18 protein-coding genes and 1 riboswitch are annotated in these 13,956 nt (G+C 68.1%); of the genes, 10 read left to right on the top strand and 8 right to left on the bottom strand.

What is annotated here, in order from left to right:
- Nucleotides 1-117 precede the first annotated feature (117 nt).
- Nucleotides 118-240: riboswitch (SAM riboswitch) on the top strand.
- A gap of 42 nt (nucleotides 241-282) precedes the next feature.
- Genes AU188_RS12925 through AU188_RS12915 form a run of 3 tightly spaced genes read left to right on the top strand, consistent with a single transcriptional unit; the run spans nucleotide 283 to nucleotide 3,501 of the window.
- A complete protein-coding gene (locus tag AU188_RS12925; RefSeq protein ID WP_059164114.1) occupies nucleotides 283-1,629 on the top strand; it encodes a bifunctional o-acetylhomoserine/o-acetylserine sulfhydrylase in 1,347 nt (448 codons plus the stop codon).
- Entirely contained in the window at nucleotides 1,629-2,762 is a 1,134-nt protein-coding gene (gene metX / locus AU188_RS12920) for a homoserine O-acetyltransferase MetX (RefSeq protein WP_156426671.1), read from the top strand. Before AU188_RS12925 ends, metX begins: the two co-directional genes overlap by 1 nt.
- 7 nt (nucleotides 2,763-2,769) lie before the next feature.
- Nucleotides 2,770-3,501 carry a class I SAM-dependent methyltransferase gene (locus AU188_RS12915; RefSeq protein WP_059164113.1) on the top strand — a complete coding sequence of 244 codons (732 nt, stop codon included), beginning with the start codon at nucleotides 2,770-2,772 and terminating at the stop codon, nucleotides 3,499-3,501.
- Here the strand turns inward: AU188_RS12915 and AU188_RS12910 are convergent.
- Nucleotides 3,498-3,995 carry a winged helix-turn-helix transcriptional regulator gene (locus tag AU188_RS12910; protein ID WP_059164112.1) on the bottom strand — a complete coding sequence of 166 codons (498 nt, stop codon included), beginning with the start codon at nucleotides 3,993-3,995 and terminating at the stop codon, nucleotides 3,498-3,500. The two genes, AU188_RS12915 and AU188_RS12910, sit on opposite strands and share 4 nt — an antisense overlap.
- Nucleotides 3,996-4,047: 52 nt before the next feature.
- Between AU188_RS12910 and AU188_RS12905 the strand changes: the two genes are divergently transcribed.
- From AU188_RS12905 to AU188_RS12890, 4 genes are all read left to right on the top strand, one after another.
- The gene (locus tag AU188_RS12905; RefSeq protein ID WP_156426670.1) at nucleotides 4,048-4,479 is read left to right on the top strand and encodes a nuclear transport factor 2 family protein; all 432 of its coding nucleotides are present in this window, start codon (nucleotides 4,048-4,050) and stop codon (nucleotides 4,477-4,479) included.
- Between the two features lie 275 nt (nucleotides 4,480-4,754).
- Entirely contained in the window at nucleotides 4,755-5,111 is a 357-nt protein-coding gene (locus tag AU188_RS12900; RefSeq protein ID WP_059099411.1) for a type II toxin-antitoxin system prevent-host-death family antitoxin, read from the top strand.
- Complete coding sequence (locus AU188_RS12895) at nucleotides 5,112-5,738, top strand: ATPase (RefSeq protein WP_286137455.1); 627 nt, start codon at nucleotides 5,112-5,114, stop codon at nucleotides 5,736-5,738.
- A 100-nt stretch (nucleotides 5,739-5,838) separates the two neighbouring features.
- On the top strand, nucleotides 5,839-6,591 hold the full coding sequence (locus AU188_RS12890; RefSeq protein WP_059164149.1) for a ZIP family metal transporter: 753 nt from the start codon (nucleotides 5,839-5,841) through the stop codon (nucleotides 6,589-6,591).
- A 17-nt stretch (nucleotides 6,592-6,608) separates the two neighbouring features.
- Here the strand turns inward: AU188_RS12890 and AU188_RS12885 are convergent, their stop codons facing one another.
- Entirely contained in the window at nucleotides 6,609-6,902 is a 294-nt protein-coding gene (locus AU188_RS12885) for a DUF3017 domain-containing protein (protein ID WP_059164110.1), read from the bottom strand.
- Complete coding sequence (locus tag AU188_RS12880; protein ID WP_059164109.1) at nucleotides 6,899-7,756, bottom strand: bifunctional methylenetetrahydrofolate dehydrogenase/methenyltetrahydrofolate cyclohydrolase; 858 nt, start codon at nucleotides 7,754-7,756, stop codon at nucleotides 6,899-6,901. Before AU188_RS12880 ends, AU188_RS12885 begins: the two co-directional genes overlap by 4 nt.
- 58 nt (nucleotides 7,757-7,814) lie before the next feature.
- Here AU188_RS12880 and AU188_RS12875 point away from each other — a divergent pair, with 58 nt between their 5' ends.
- Nucleotides 7,815-9,038 carry an NADH:flavin oxidoreductase gene (locus AU188_RS12875; RefSeq protein WP_059164108.1) on the top strand — a complete coding sequence of 408 codons (1,224 nt, stop codon included), beginning with the start codon at nucleotides 7,815-7,817 and terminating at the stop codon, nucleotides 9,036-9,038.
- On the opposite strand, the gene AU188_RS12870 is transcribed toward AU188_RS12875, so the two are convergent.
- A complete protein-coding gene (locus AU188_RS12870) occupies nucleotides 9,005-9,421 on the bottom strand; it encodes a hypothetical protein (RefSeq protein WP_156426669.1) in 417 nt (138 codons plus the stop codon). The genes AU188_RS12875 and AU188_RS12870 overlap by 34 nt on opposite strands.
- Nucleotides 9,422-9,489: 68 nt before the next feature.
- Entirely contained in the window at nucleotides 9,490-10,053 is a 564-nt protein-coding gene (locus AU188_RS12865) for a TetR/AcrR family transcriptional regulator (protein WP_059164106.1), read from the bottom strand.
- A gap of 50 nt (nucleotides 10,054-10,103) precedes the next feature.
- Here AU188_RS12865 and AU188_RS12860 point away from each other — a divergent pair, with 50 nt between their 5' ends.
- Together AU188_RS12860 and AU188_RS12855 are read left to right on the top strand one after the other, a co-directional pair.
- Nucleotides 10,104-10,499, top strand: coding sequence for a nuclear transport factor 2 family protein (locus AU188_RS12860; RefSeq protein WP_059164105.1), 396 nt, complete (start codon nucleotides 10,104-10,106; stop codon nucleotides 10,497-10,499).
- Nucleotides 10,500-10,552: 53 nt separating this feature from the next.
- Complete coding sequence (locus AU188_RS12855) at nucleotides 10,553-13,204, top strand: FHA domain-containing protein (protein WP_059164104.1); 2,652 nt, start codon at nucleotides 10,553-10,555, stop codon at nucleotides 13,202-13,204.
- 29 nt (nucleotides 13,205-13,233) lie between these two features.
- On the opposite strand, the gene AU188_RS12850 is transcribed toward AU188_RS12855, so the two are convergent.
- The 3 genes from AU188_RS12850 to AU188_RS25770 form a co-directional block, all read right to left on the bottom strand.
- Nucleotides 13,234-13,584: a nuclear transport factor 2 family protein gene (locus AU188_RS12850; RefSeq protein WP_059164103.1), complete on the bottom strand. Its 351-nt coding sequence runs from the start codon at nucleotides 13,582-13,584 to the stop codon at nucleotides 13,234-13,236.
- Nucleotides 13,581-13,775, bottom strand: coding sequence for a hypothetical protein (locus AU188_RS12845; RefSeq protein WP_156426668.1), 195 nt, complete (start codon nucleotides 13,773-13,775; stop codon nucleotides 13,581-13,583). Before AU188_RS12845 ends, AU188_RS12850 begins: the two co-directional genes overlap by 4 nt.
- A 90-nt stretch (nucleotides 13,776-13,865) precedes the next feature.
- The coding region (locus tag AU188_RS25770) for a hypothetical protein (protein ID WP_286137454.1) at nucleotides 13,866-13,956 on the bottom strand (91 nt) is incomplete at its 5' end.

The following is a 13,956-nucleotide window of genomic DNA, read 5'->3' as shown; positions in this document are numbered from 1 at the left end:
ATCGACTGCAAATCACGAGCCAGGTGTACGTCTCGCGAGAGGGACAAGGGGTGGCGGTGCCGCCGTCGCGCTGCCCTCGCTGGCCTCACATCGGTGACGTGCGATACGCTTCTGCTCGGTCATGAGTGCCAGCGACAAGCCCCGGCTTGCTGGTCGGCAACCCTCCAACCGCGGTGGGGTGCCCCGGGTGATGACCAGGTTGAGTAACCGCTAACGAGCGGCTGCCGGCAAGCGCGGGTCCGTTATGACGGGCCCCCAGACACAGATGGAGGTCCGTTCCGCATGAGCGCGCCAGAAGACCCGACCGCAAATTGGGCGTTCGAGACCAAACAGGTCCATGCCGGCCAGGTCCCCGACGCGGCCACCAACGCGCGGGCGTTGCCGATCTACCAGACCACCTCGTACACGTTCAACAGCACCGACCACGCCGCCGCGCTGTTCGGGCTCGCCGAGCCGGGCAACATCTACACCCGGATCATGAACCCGACGACCGACGTCGTCGAGCAGCGCATCGCCGCGCTCGAAGGCGGCGTCGCGGCGCTGTTCCTGTCGTCCGGCCAGGCTGCGTCGACGTTTGCGATCCTCAACCTCGCCGACAGCGGCGACCACATCGTGTCCAGCCCCCGCCTCTACGGCGGCACCTACAACCTGTTCCACTACACGCTGCCCAAGATCGGCATCGAGGTCAGCTTCGTGGAGGACGCCGACGACCTCGACTCCTGGCGCGCCGCGGTACGGCCGAACACCAAGGCGTTCTTCGCCGAGACCATCTCCAACCCGCAGATCGACGTGCTCGACATCCCCAACGTCGCCGCGGTCGCCCACGACGCCGGCGTGCCGCTGATCGTCGACAACACCATCGCCACGCCGTACCTGATCCAACCTCTGAGCCACGGCGCCGACATCGTCGTGCACTCCGCCACCAAGTACCTCGGCGGGCACGGGGCGGCGATCGCCGGGGTCGTCGTCGACGGCGGCGCGTTCGATTGGACCAACGGCAAGTTCCCCGGCTTCACCGAGCCCGACCCCAGCTACCACGGTGTGGTGTTCGCCGAACTGGGTGCGCCCGCCTACGCGCTCAAGGCGCGCGTACAGCTGCTGCGCGACCTGGGTTCGGCGGCGTCGCCGTTCAATGCGTTCCTGATTGCGCAGGGCCTGGAGACGCTGAGCCTGCGTGTCGAACGGCACGTGGCCAACGCGCAGAAGGTGGCCGAGTATCTGCAGGCGCACTCCGATGTCATCTCGGTCAACTACGCCGGACTGCCCTCCTCCCCCTGGTACGACCTCGGAAAGAAGTTGGCGCCCAAGGGCACCGGTGCGGTGCTGGCCTTCGAGCTCGCCGGCGGCGTCGACGCGGGCAAGGCCTTCGTCAACGCACTGACGTTGCACAGCCACGTCGCCAACATCGGCGATGTGCGGTCGCTGGTGATCCACCCGGCCTCCACCACGCACGCGCAGCTGTCACCGGAGGAGCAGTTGGCCACCGGCGTGACACCGGGCCTGGTGCGACTGGCCGTCGGCATCGAGGGCATCGACGACATCCTGGCCGACCTGGAGCAGGGCTTCGCCGCCGCCAGGCCGCTGCGCGCCGCCGGATCGACCGATCCCAACACCGCGGCGGCGTTCTGATGTCCATCTCTGAATTGGAAGCCGACGTGCCAGTTTTGAGCCTGCCCGCCGAGGGGGAGGTCGGCGTCGTCGACATCGGCCCGCTGACGCTGGAGAACGGTGCGGTCATCGAGGACGTGTCGATCGCCGTCCAGCGCTGGGGCGAACTGTCGCCGCAGCGCGACAACGTGGTCGTCGTGCTGCACGCGCTGACCGGTGACTCGCACATCACGGGCCCCGCGGGGCCGGACCATCCGACCGCGGGCTGGTGGGACGGCGTGGCGGGCCCGGGCGGGCCGATCGACACCGACCGCTGGTGCGCGGTGGCCACCAACGTGCTCGGCGGCTGCCGCGGCTCGACCGGCCCGAGCTCACCGCACCCCGACGGCAAGGCGTGGGGCTCGCGCTTCCCGCTCGTGTCCATCCGGGATCAGGTGGAGGCCGACATTGCCGCGCTCGACGCGCTCGGCATCACCGAGGTCGCCGCGGTCGTCGGCGGCTCGATGGGCGGCGCCAGGGCGTTGGAGTGGATGGTCGGCCACCCGGACAAGGTCCGCTCGGGGCTGGTGCTCGCCGTCGGGGCGCGCGCCACCGCGGATCAAATCGGCACCCAGAGCTCGCAGATCGCGGCGATCAAGGCCGACCCGAACTGGCAGAACGGCGACTACTACGGCACCGGGCGCTCGCCCGATCTCGGCATGGAGATCGCCCGCCGGTTCGCCCACCTGACCTATCGCGGCGAGGTCGAGCTCGACACCCGCTTCGCCAATGATCCGCAGGAAGGTGAGGACCCGGGCACCGGCGGCCGCTACGCGGTGCAGAGCTACTTGGAACACCAGGGCCGCAAGCTGGTGTCCCGGTTCGACGCGGGCACGTACGTCACCCTCACCGAGTCGCTGTCCAGCCACGACGTGGGGCGAGGGCGCGGCGGCATCGAAGCCGCGTTGCGCGGCTGCCCGGTACCCGCGGTGGTCGGTGGCATCACCTCCGACCGGCTCTACCCGCTGCGGCTGCAGGAAGAGCTGGCCGAGTTGCTGCCGGGCTGCGCCGAGCTCGACATCGTGGAGTCGATCTACGGACACGACGGCTTCCTGGTGGAGACCGACGCGGTGTACAAGCTGATCCGCAAGACGCTGGAGCTGGCTTCGAAATGACGGCGCGGTGACCCGCTCGGAGCAGGATCGCTCGCTGTCGTTCGGCGCGGAAGCCGCGGCCTACGAGCGGGGCCGGCCGTCGTATCCGCCCGACGCGATCGACTGGCTGCTGCCCGAGGGCGCCACTACGGTGCTCGACCTCGGGGCGGGCACCGGCAAGCTGACGACCCGGCTCGTCGAGCGCGGCCTCGACGTGGTCGCCGTCGACCCCATCCCGGAAATGCTCGAGCTGCTGAGCAATTCGCTACCCGATACGCCCGCGTTGCTCGGCACCGCGGAGGAGATCCCGCTGCCCGACGACAGCGTCGACGCGGTGTTGGTGGCCCAGGCCTGGCACTGGTTCGATCTCGACCGCGCGGTCAAGGAAGTCGCCCGGGTGCTGCGGCCCGGCGGCCGCCTCGGCCTGGTGTGGAACACCCGCGACGAGCGGCTGGGCTGGGTGAAGGAACTGGGCCGCATCATCGGCCACGAGGACGATCCGTTCAACGCCACCGTGACGCTGCCCGAGCCGTTCGCCGGCGTCGAGCGTCACCAGGTCGAGTGGACCAATTATCTGACCCCGCAGGCGCTCATCGACCTGGTGGCCTCCCGCAGCTACTGCATCACCTCACCGGAGAAGGTCCGCACCCGCACGCTGGACCGCGTGCGCGAACTGCTGAGCACACACCCGGCGCTGGCCAACTCGACCGGGCTGGCGCTGCCTTACGTCACGGTGTGCATCCGCGCTGCGCTGGCCTAAGTCCCCGTGATGTAGTCGCCGATGACCGCGGTGCCCGGGCCACGCCGCGCGCCGGGGCCGCTTGCGGCAATAGTATTGGCGGCGTTGAGGTCTCCCCCGCACCCCACGCAGACCGTTTTCGCGACGGTGACGTTCCCGCAATCGGAGTGCACGATCAGTGCAGGCGGGCCGTCCGCACCGGCCAACCACTTGTCGCCCCACGCCAACAGGGTCGCGATCACAGGATAGAGGTCGCTTCCCTTGTCAGTGAGGACGTACTCGTGGCGCGTCGGCATGCTCTGGTATTGCCGCCGTTCGACGACGCCGTGCCGTTCGAGGTCGGCCAACCGTTCGGCGAGCACATTGGAGGCGATCCCGAGGTCGCAGCGGATGTCCTCGAAGCGCGTCATGCCCGCGAACAGGTCCCGCAGGATCAGCGGCGTCCATCGCTGACCCACGACGTCAACGGCACGCGCAACTGAGCACGACATTGCGGCGAACGACTGCTTCGGCATTCCTCCAGGATAGTCGATTGCTTTTTGCAATTTACCTGGTTAGGTTGTGTTCATGGCCGAGATCCAGACAACCGACGCCGTAGCCGTGTTCTGCGATGCAACCCGGGTCACCGACGTCGACCGCATCATGGGCACGCTGAGCCGGGACGCGGAACTGATTTCGCCGCTGTCGGGCCGGATGGTGTTCCGCGGACACGACGACCTGCGGACCCTGCTGGCCGCCGTCTACGGCGGCCTGTCCGACCTCACGTGGCGAGAGGTCATCGGCGGCGGTTCTACCCGGGTGGCCGTGAGCGATGCGCGCATCGCCGGGTTGGCGATCACCGACGCCATGGTGTTCGAACTCGACGATGCCGGATTCATCCGCCGGATTCGGCCTCACCTTCGGCCGTGGCTGGCCATCACGGTGTTCGCGGTGCTCCTCGGGCCGAAGATCGCCCGCCACCCACGCGCGGTTCGCCGCGCACTCGCCACGCAGCACTAGTGTCGTGAGTCATTAGTTCGGCAGCAGAATTTGGGGTGCTTGTACGCACGCACGTGGCCGAGGGTGCTGGTCTGCGAAATGGTCCTAGCGCCGAGATTGCACCCAGGGTTGTGCTGATCTGAGAAAACGACCACAGCCGTGTGTGCAATCTCGAGCATAGGAAGCCGAAAACGGACCACACCGAACGCGCGAACCTCGAATTCTCTACTGACGACAAAGTAACGACTCTGGACACTAGCTGAGCCGTTATAGCCAAAAAGTCTATAATGGCCAATATGTCCACTCTGACGTTCCGCAACCGTGACGGCGAACTGGTCGACGTGCCAACCGTGGCCGCCACCCGCTTCAAGAACGAGTTCGGGGCGGTCTTCGAGCAGGCCACCACCGCAGGCGCCGTGGCGATCACCAAGCACAACACGCCGCGGGCGGTGCTGTTGTCGTACGCCGAGTTCGAGGCGCTGACGAAGGCGAGCACACCCGCCCTCGACGAGCTGACCGAGCAGTTCGACGATCTTCTCGAACGGATGCAGAGCCCGAAGTCAAAGGCGGGTATGGCATCCGCCTTCGACGCCGGCCCGGATCAACTGGGCCGCGCCGCGGTGAAGGCGGCCCGCCCGAAACGGCGGCGCTGACTGTCCCGGCTCTATATCCTCGCCGGCGTCAACGGCGCCGGTAAGAGCAGCATCGGCGGCGCGATGATCCGCGCGGCGGGCAGTGATTACTACAACCCCGACGAGGCCGCACGCGAACTGATAGCGGCCAACCCTGGACTCGACCAGACCAACGCGAACGCCGTGGCATGGCGTCAGGGCACGCGCCTGCTCCAACGGGCGATCCACGAACGGCTTGACCTTGCGTTGGAGACCACGCTCGGTGGCAGCACCATCACCGGGCTGCTGTCCGAAGCGGCGTACAAAGGCATCGAAGTACGCGTCTGGTACGTCGGGTTGTCCAGCGCCGACGCACATATCGAGCGGGTTCGGCAGCGCGTACGCTCCGGCGGTCACGACATCCCCGAAGCCGTCATCCGGCGCCGTTGGCGACACAGCAGGCAGAACCTGGTGCAGCTGCTCGCCGTGCTCGCCGAATTGCGGGTCTACGACAACTCCGCACTCGCCGATCCTGTCGAAGGGAAGGCGCCGCGGCCATTGCTCGTGCTGCACGTGGACCACGGCGAGGTCGTCGGCCCGGAAGACCTGTCGGCGACACCGGAATGGGCGAAACCGATCGTCGCGGCCGCGCTGCAGCAGAGCGCTTAACCGAACGAGCGCCGGGGAACCCCGACCGCGATGAAGACTCAACGACGGCCCCCTCCGGCAAACCGCATCGGATCGGCCAGCCACGAACGTCGGAATGGTCATGCCGGGGTGGCTTGAAGCCGGCGGGTGGGGGCTGGTGGCGGGCGCCGCCCTGGTCCTCGGCGCGCTGATCGGCTGGGCCGTGCGGGTTCCGGCGCGAGTGGTCGCCGGTGTCATGGCGTTCGGCGCCGGGGTGCTGATTTCTGCGCTGGCGTTCGACCTCATGGACGAAGCGGAGCGCACCGGCGGCCTGCTGGCCACCGCGCTCGGTTTCCTCGGCGGAGCCGTTGCCTACGTCGCCGCCAACGCGGCGCTGGCCCGGCACGGCGCGCGCCATCGTAAGCGCTCACACGACCGGCAACCGACGGAGGAGCAAACGAGTGGAAGTGGTGCCGCGATCGCGATCGGTGCCCTGCTCGACGGCGTGCCCGAGTCGGCGGTGCTGGGCATCTCCCTGCTCGGCGGACAGGGTGTTGGCCTGACCGTGCTGGCCGCAGTGTTCATCTCGAACCTCCCCGAAGGGCTCTCCAGCGCCGCCGGAATGAAGCAGGCCGATCGCTCTGCGCGTTACGTCTTCGGAGTGTGGGGCGCGATCGCGGTGATCAGCGGCATCTCCGCGATGTTGGGATATGTGCTGCTGGCCAACGCCTCGCCGGCTCTCGTCGCGGTGATCACCGCCGTCGCCGCCGGAGCGATCCTGGCGATGATCGCCGACACGATGGTTCCCGAAGCCTTCGAGGAAGCACACATTCTGACCGGAGTGATCACCGCGGTCGGCTTCCTGACGGCCTTCGCGATCGAACGGGTGGCCTAGATGTACACCTAGGTTCGCTAACTCGTTCCCAACGGGTCGATGGTCCAGGCGATGTAGAGCATCGTCGCGCTGACCGTCGCGGTGGTGACGAAGTCGACGCCCCGGCTACGCACCGCGAGCAGGCCGGCGCGGTCGTCGCTCAGCACCAGCCGCAGCGCCGCCGCGATACCGACCCCGATCGCCATCACCAGCGCGCCACGCCGCCAGTAGCCGCCGACCACGAGGACAAACGCGACGACGAAGGTCACACCCACCGACCAGAACGGCCACTGGCCCGTGAAAACCTTGCGCGCGAACTCCTTTGGCGTCACGTCGCGGCCAGTGCCTCCGCGCGCTCGACGACGTTCGTCAGCAGGAATGCCCGCGTCAACGGGCCGACGCCGCCGGGGTTCGGCGACACGTGGCCGGCGACGTCCCAGACGCCGGGATGCACGTCGCCGACGAGCTTGCCGTTCTCGTCGCGGCTGACCCCGACGTCGATGACGGCCGCGCCCGGGCGCACCATCTCGGCGGTCACCATGTGCGGCATGCCCGCGGCGGCGACGATGATGTCGGCCTCGCGCGCCAGCTCGGGCAGATGACGAGTCGCGGTGTGGCACAACGTGACTGTGGCGTTCTCCGACCGCCGCGTCAGCAGCAGCCCCAGCGGGCGGCCGACGGTCACCCCGCGCCCGATCACCACGACATGCGCGCCGGCGATCTCGACCTCGTAGCGGCGCAGCAGGTGCACGATGCAACGCGGGGTGCACGGCAGCGGCGCAGGCTCATTGAGCACCAGCCGGCCGAGGTTGGTCGGATGCAGGCCGTCGGCGTCTTTACCCGGATCCACCCGCTCCAGGGCGGCGTTCTCGTTGAGGTGCTTGGGCAGCGGCAACTGCACGATGTAGCCGGTGCACTCGGGGTTGGCGTTGAGTTCGTCGATGGTCTCGTCGAGCTTGGCCTGGCTGATGTCGGCGGGCAGATCGCGCCGGATCGAGTTGATGCCGACCTTCGCGCAGTCGGCGTGCTTGCCGCGCACATAGGCGTGCGAGCCGGGGTCGTCGCCCACCAGCACCGTGCCGAGTCCGGGCGTGAGGCCAGCGGCGGTCAGCGCCGCGACCCGTTTGGAGAGGTCGACGAAGATCTCGTCGCGCGTGGCCTTGCCGTCCAAAGTGATCGCACCCACGCAGAATCCTCCCGTCGCTTCGCTCGCCTGTGAAGCCAGTCTGGCATGCTCCTCCTATATGAACACCCAGCCCAATGTGTTCACCCCGGCCCAGCTCGGCCCGGTGACGCTACGCAACCGGATCATCAAGGCGGCGACGTTCGAGGCGTCGACCCCGAACGCGCTCGTCACCGACGATTTGATCAACTACCACCGGCTGCCCGCCGCCGGCGGGGTCGGCATGACGACGGTGGCGTACTGCGCGGTCGCCCCCGGTGGGCGCACCGACGGCTGGCAGATCTGGATGCGCCCGGAGGCCGTGCCGGGGCTCAAGAAGTTGACTGAAGCGATCCACGCAGAGGGCGCGGCGATCAGTGCGCAGATCGGCCACGCCGGGCCGGTCGCGAACGCGCGCACGAACAAGGCCAAGGCGCTGGCGCCGGTGCGCTTTTTCAATCCGCTGTCGATGCGGTTCGCCAAGAAGGCCACCCGTGACGACATCCGCGACGTCACCGAGGCGCACGCCAACGCCGCCCGCCTGGCGATCGAGGCCGGGTTCGACGCGGTCGAGATCCACCTCGGACACAACTATCTCGCCAGCTCATTCCTGAGCCCGCTGCTCAACCGCCGCACCGACGAATTCGGCGGCTCGCTGGAGAACCGCGCAAAGGTGGCCCGGGGCGTCGTCACCGCGGTGCGCCGCGCCGTCGAGAAGGAGGGCAACCCGATCGCGGTGACGGCCAAGCTCACCATGACCGACGGGGTGCGCGGCGGCATCAGCCTCGAGGAGTCACTGCAGACCGCGAAATGGCTCGAGGAGGACGGCGGGCTGGACGCCATCGAGCTCACCGCGGGCAGCTCGCTGGTCAACCCCATGTACCTGTTCCGCGGCGACGCCCCCGTCAAGGAGTTCGCCGGCGCGTTCAAACCACCACTGCGGTGGGGCATCCGGATGACCGGCAAGAAATTCCTACGCGAGTACCCCTACCGCGAGGCGTTCCTGCTGCGCGACGCCAAGCAGTTCCGCGCCGAGCTGAAGCTGCCGCTGATCCTGCTGGGCGGCATCACCAACCGCGACACGATGGACCTGGCGATGGCCGAGGGTTTCGAGTTCGTCGCGATGGGTCGCGCGCTGCTGGCCGAACCCGATCTGATCAACCGCATCCAGGCCGACAGATCGGTGCGGTCGATCTGCGATCACAACAACAAGTGCATGACCACGATCTACAGCCACACCCATTGTGTGCTGACCGGGGCGCCGGACAACTATCAGCCGTCGGCGGCGACCCGCGGCTCGACGTAGGCCACCATCGGTTCGGTGATGAGCACCCGGTCTCCCGCGGCCACGACGAGTTCCTTCGCGGAGAACGTGTACGTGGCCCCGTCGTGCTCGACGGTGAACACACCGTCGTCCTTCTCGACCGCCGCGGCGGTCAGCGTCACTCCGTCGCTCATCCGCACGCCGCGGTACTGATGGTTCCCGTCGCGCGCGCAGATTGCGACGAGCGCGAACTGTGTGCGGCCGAATGCCACTGGCTGCCATGGCGCCTCGCAGCGGGCCTCGGAGTCGACGAACCCGCGCTCGTCGATGGCGATGGTGCTCTGCGCATCGACCGTCGGCGCCAGGAACGCAGCCGCGATGCAGAGCCCGGCGATGCCGACGAACACGAAAGGCGCCCGAGACACCATGCCCAATGGTGACCACGATTCGACGCCATTGGCGCGCGACTCGCCGGACGACCGGCAAACTTTCGTCAGTCGGCGGGGATGAGCGCTGTCGCGCAGTCGGCGACGATCGCGTCCGCGCCGGCCGGAATCGCAGTCCCGGCCAGCAGATGGCGGCGCACGACGGCGTACGGGATATCGATGACCGCGGCGTTCACCCGGTCGGCGTCGCCGGGCACGCCCTCCAACGCGCGTCGCAGCTGACGCTGCACGCGGCGCCTGCGCGCAACCAACTGTGCCGGCCAGTCAGCGACGCAAAGCGCATCCGCACCCGCAAGCAGCACCCGCGCCTCGGCCGGATGGTCGCGGCACCACTGCACGGTGTAGCGAGCGCCGGCGACACATTTGGACCGCCGGCCGCGCGGCCCGGACAACGCCGCAGTGAACCCCGCGACGAAGCGCTCCTCGGTGCGCATCCACAGCTCCCCGCACAGCGCCGCCCGACCGGGAAACCGGTGATACATCGAACCACTCGGCGCGCCTGCCGCGCGGGCCACCGCGGACATCGTCACCGCGGCGGGTCCCTCGTCGGCGAGCAGTGCAGCGGCGGCATCGAGTAGTTCGTCGACCGTGAATCGCGCGGGCCGCGGCATCGCCCTACCCTATAATAGAGATTGATCTCTAATAGCCTGAGGAGGCGAACGTGTCCACTCCCATCGATGTCGCGCAGCGGTTCTACGACGCCCTCGCCGGGGCAGACGGCCGAGCGCTTTTCGAGTTGCTGACCGAGGATTTCGTCGGCACGGTCAGCCTGGGTATGCCGCACGGTGTCGGCGGACAGCACCACGGCCCGACGGACATGATCGCCGGTGTCTGGGGAGCCATCGGCACGCTGTACGACATGCACGTCGATCCGGCCGAATACCTGGTGACCGACGATGGCCGGGTGGTGGTCATCGGCCGCTACTGGGGCCCGGCCCGCGACGGCGAAACGACGGTCGATGCGGCGTTCGCACACGTCATCACGACGCGGGACGACCGCATCGCAGCTTTGCAGCAGATCACCGACACCGCGCGCTGGAGCATCCCGCGACACTGACCCGTGGTCGGACCACCTCCCCGCACGGCGCCCTTACCGTTAGAGTTGCCTCGATGAGCCGACCCGCCCCACCCGCGCTGACCGTTCGGTACGACGGATCGACCCGGACCTTCGCGGCGGGAAACGATGTCGTCATCGGCCGTGACCTCCGCGCCGACGTTCGCATCGCCCATCCGCTGATCTCCCGCGCGCACCTGGTGTTGCGGTTCGACCAGGGCCGCTGGGTGGCGATCGACAACGGCAGCCTCAACGGGATGTTCGTCAACAACCGACGAGTGCCCACCGTCGACATCCAGGACGGCCAGGCCGTCAACATCGGCAATCCCGACGGCCCGCGGCTGACGTTCGAGGTCGGTCGTCATCAGGGTGCGGCGGGCCGAACGCCGACCATGGCGGTACCGATCACCAGCCAGCGGCCGGCGGGTGGTCCCCCGACCCCTCCGCCGACATCGGGACCGCAGGCCGCCGCGCGCCCGTATGGACCTCCGCCGGGTGGACCGCGGTCTGCGCCGGCATATCCGACCGCCCCTGCGCCGCCCCGCTATCCCAGCGCACCACAACCCGCCGCGCACAGCAGCGGGCCCGCGGCCGCTCCGCCGAGCACCCCCCAGCGGGTGCGCCCACCGCAGGCGTCGCAGCCGATGTCGGCGCCGGGAATCGAGTCGGTGACCATGATGGGCCCGACCGCCGCACCACGCTCGAGCGAAGGCAACATCGCCACGAGCATGCTCAAGATCCTCCGGCCGAGCAGGCCCGCGGACAACATCCCCGGCGCGGTCAAGATCGGCCGCGCAACCGACAACGACATCGTCGTACCCGACGTGCTGGCGTCGCGCCATCACGCGACCCTGGTGCCCACCGCCGCCGGCACCCAGATCCAGGACAACCGCAGCATCAACGGCACGTTCGTCAACGGCGCGCGCGTGGAGTCCGCGGTGCTGCACGACGGCGACACGGTCACCATCGGCAACATCGACCTCGTCTTCTCCGGCGGCACGCTGGTTCGCCGGACCGAGACCGAGGCCGCAACCCGCACGGGTGGGCTGGAAGTGCACGGCGTCACGTGGACCATCGAGAACAACAAGACGCTGCTGCACAACATCTCGATCGCCGCACGGCCCGGCACGCTGACGGCCGTCATCGGGCCCTCGGGCGCCGGCAAGTCGACGTTCGCGCGCCTCGTCGCCGGTTACACCCATCCCACGACGGGCACGGTGACCTTCGAGGGCCACAACGTGCATGCCGAGTACGCGTCGCTGCGGTCCCGGATCGGGATGGTGCCGCAGGACGACGTCGTCCATGGCCAGTTGACCGTGCGTCAGGCGCTGATGTACGCCGCGGAACTACGGCTACCGCCGGACACCACGAAGGCCGACCGGGAACAGGTCGTCATGCAGGTGCTCGAGGAACTCGAGATGACCAAGCATCTGGAGACCCGCGTCGACAAACTCTCCGGCGGTCAGCGCAAGCGCGCGTCGGTGGCGCTCGAACTGTTGACCGGTCCGTCGCTGCTGATCCTCGACGAGCCGACCTCGGGTCTGGATCCCGCACTGGACCGCCAGGTCATGACGATGCTGCGGCAACTGGCCGACGCCGGCCGCGTCGTGCTGGTCGTCACGCATTCGCTGACCTATCTCGACGTCTGCGACCAGGTGCTCCTGCTGGCGCCCGGCGGCAAGACCGCGTTCTACGGTCCGCCCAGCCAGATCGGCTCGTCGATGGGCACGACCAACTGGGCCGACATCTTCAGCACGGTGGCCAGTGATCCCGACGCGGCCAACCAGCGTTTCCTCTCCCGGCACGGGCCACCGCCGCCACCGCCGCCGACCGAACAGCCGTCCGAACTCGGCAGCCCGACCAGTACCAGTGTGCGGCGCCAGTTCTCGACGATCGCGCGGCGCCAAGTGCGCTTGGTGGTGTCCGACCGCGGCTACTTCGCGTTCTTGATGCTGCTGCCGTTCATCATGGGTGTGCTGTCGCTTTCGGTGCCCGGTGACGTCGGGTTCGGCGTGCCGGTGCCCGCGATGCAGGGCGGGGCGGCACCCAACGAGCCGGGACAGATCCTGGTCATGCTCAACGTGGGCGCGATCTTCATGGGCACCGCGCTGACCATCCGAGCGCTGATCGGCGAGCGGGCGATCTTCCGTCGCGAGCAGGCCGTCGGATTGTCAACGACGGCATACCTTTTGGCGAAGATCTTCGTGTTCACGCTGTTCGCGATCGTCCAGTCGGCGATCGTCACGGCGATCGCGATCATCGGTAAGGGGTGGGGCCCCGGCGCCGTGGACAGCGGTTCCCTTCTGGGCAACCGCAGCATCGAGTTGTTCGTCGACATCGCGGTGACGACGGTGGCCGCGGCGATGGTCGGGTTGGCGCTCTCGGCGCTGGCGAGGTCGAACGAACAGATCATGCCGCTGCTCGTGGTCGCGATCATGTCGCAGCTGGTGTTCTCGGGCGGCATGATCCCGGTGACGGACCGGATCGTGCTGGATCAGATGTCGTGGTTCACCCCGGCGCGTTGGGGGTTCGCCGCTTCGGCCTCGACGATCGATCTGATCCGGTTGGTCCCGGGTCCGTTGACGCCAGCCGACCGACACTGGGAGCACAGTGCGGGAACGTGGTTGTTCGACATGGCGATGCTCGGGTTGATCTGCATCGGCTACACGGCTTTCGTGCGCTGGCGGATCCGGCTCGCCAGCGCCTGAGTCCTGCGTTTGCGGACGTCCGCGCCGCATCAATGGAGGTTGGGGTGGACCGCATCGAGTTGCGCGCTGTCCCAGTAGCCACGCTGGTGGGCGATCTTCCCGTCGCGCACCAGGAAGAATCCGCAGCCGCGGAAACCCTCGGGGTCGGTCCATTCGAGTGCACCCCATTCGCCGTCGACGACGAGATTGATGGGAGTGCAGATAAGCGGCCCCGCGGCGAAAACATCGCGATGAAACTGCTCGATCGCGTCCCGGCCGACGACGGGCTGCAGCGCGACTTGGTGGTTGATCGCATCGTCGGCGTAGAGCTCCGAGATGCCGGCGGCATCACCGGCATTGAACAACTCGACCCATCGTTCGATGGTCCGGCGTGTGCTCACCGTGCCGGGGCCAGCCGCTCGAGAGCCAGCGAGCCTTCGAAGGGCCGATACCCGAACGCGGGTGGCGCGACGTAGTCGGTGTTCCCCAACGGCCTATGCACCTCGTCGAGCAGGTCGGTCCCGGCATGAGTGTCCGTCGAGATGACGACATAGCGCTCGATCGTCTTCCAGGAAGCGGCCAGAGATGTCATCGCCACATCCTTGACCCGAACAGAGTCCATCGCAACGGATTTTCGTCGCATCGTCATCTCTCGATGCGCCAACCTGTTTCGGTGGCCGACTCAGTTGGGTGATGGTGGGGGTTGGGGTTCGAAGGGGTTGTACCACCACCAGTCGGCGCGTTCGCCGAGGGGTCCGCGCCAGGGTGGGACT

This window comes from Mycobacterium sp. IS-3022 (genome assembly GCF_001500065.1).
GTDB lineage: Bacteria > Actinomycetota > Actinomycetes > Mycobacteriales > Mycobacteriaceae > Mycobacterium.
The sequence above is the reverse complement of the archived record's forward strand: the minus strand, read 5'-3'. Positions and strand labels throughout refer to the sequence as shown.

Bases quoted from the DNA above. Each gene is read 5' to 3' on its own strand.
- AU188_RS12900 (WP_059099411.1), top strand. From the start codon at position 4,755: ATGTCCACTCTGACGTTCCGCAACCGTGACGGCGAACTGGTCGACGTG.
- AU188_RS12875 (WP_059164108.1), top strand. From the start codon at position 7,815: ATGAACACCCAGCCCAATGTGTTCACCCCGGCCCAGCTCGGCCCGGTG.
- AU188_RS12890 (WP_059164149.1), top strand. From the start codon at position 5,839: ATGCCGGGGTGGCTTGAAGCCGGCGGGTGGGGGCTGGTGGCGGGCGCC.
- AU188_RS12905 (WP_156426670.1), top strand. From the start codon at position 4,048: ATGGCCGAGATCCAGACAACCGACGCCGTAGCCGTGTTCTGCGATGCA.
- AU188_RS12855 (WP_059164104.1), top strand. From the start codon at position 10,553: ATGAGCCGACCCGCCCCACCCGCGCTGACCGTTCGGTACGACGGATCG.
- metX (WP_156426671.1), top strand. From the start codon at position 1,629: ATGTCCATCTCTGAATTGGAAGCCGACGTGCCAGTTTTGAGCCTGCCC.
- AU188_RS12865 (WP_059164106.1), bottom strand. From the start codon at position 10,053: ATGCCGCGGCCCGCGCGATTCACGGTCGACGAACTACTCGATGCCGCC.
- AU188_RS12910 (WP_059164112.1), bottom strand. From the start codon at position 3,995: ATGCCGAAGCAGTCGTTCGCCGCAATGTCGTGCTCAGTTGCGCGTGCC.
- AU188_RS12845 (WP_156426668.1), bottom strand. From the start codon at position 13,775: ATGACATCTCTGGCCGCTTCCTGGAAGACGATCGAGCGCTATGTCGTC.
- AU188_RS12925 (WP_059164114.1), top strand. From the start codon at position 283: ATGAGCGCGCCAGAAGACCCGACCGCAAATTGGGCGTTCGAGACCAAA.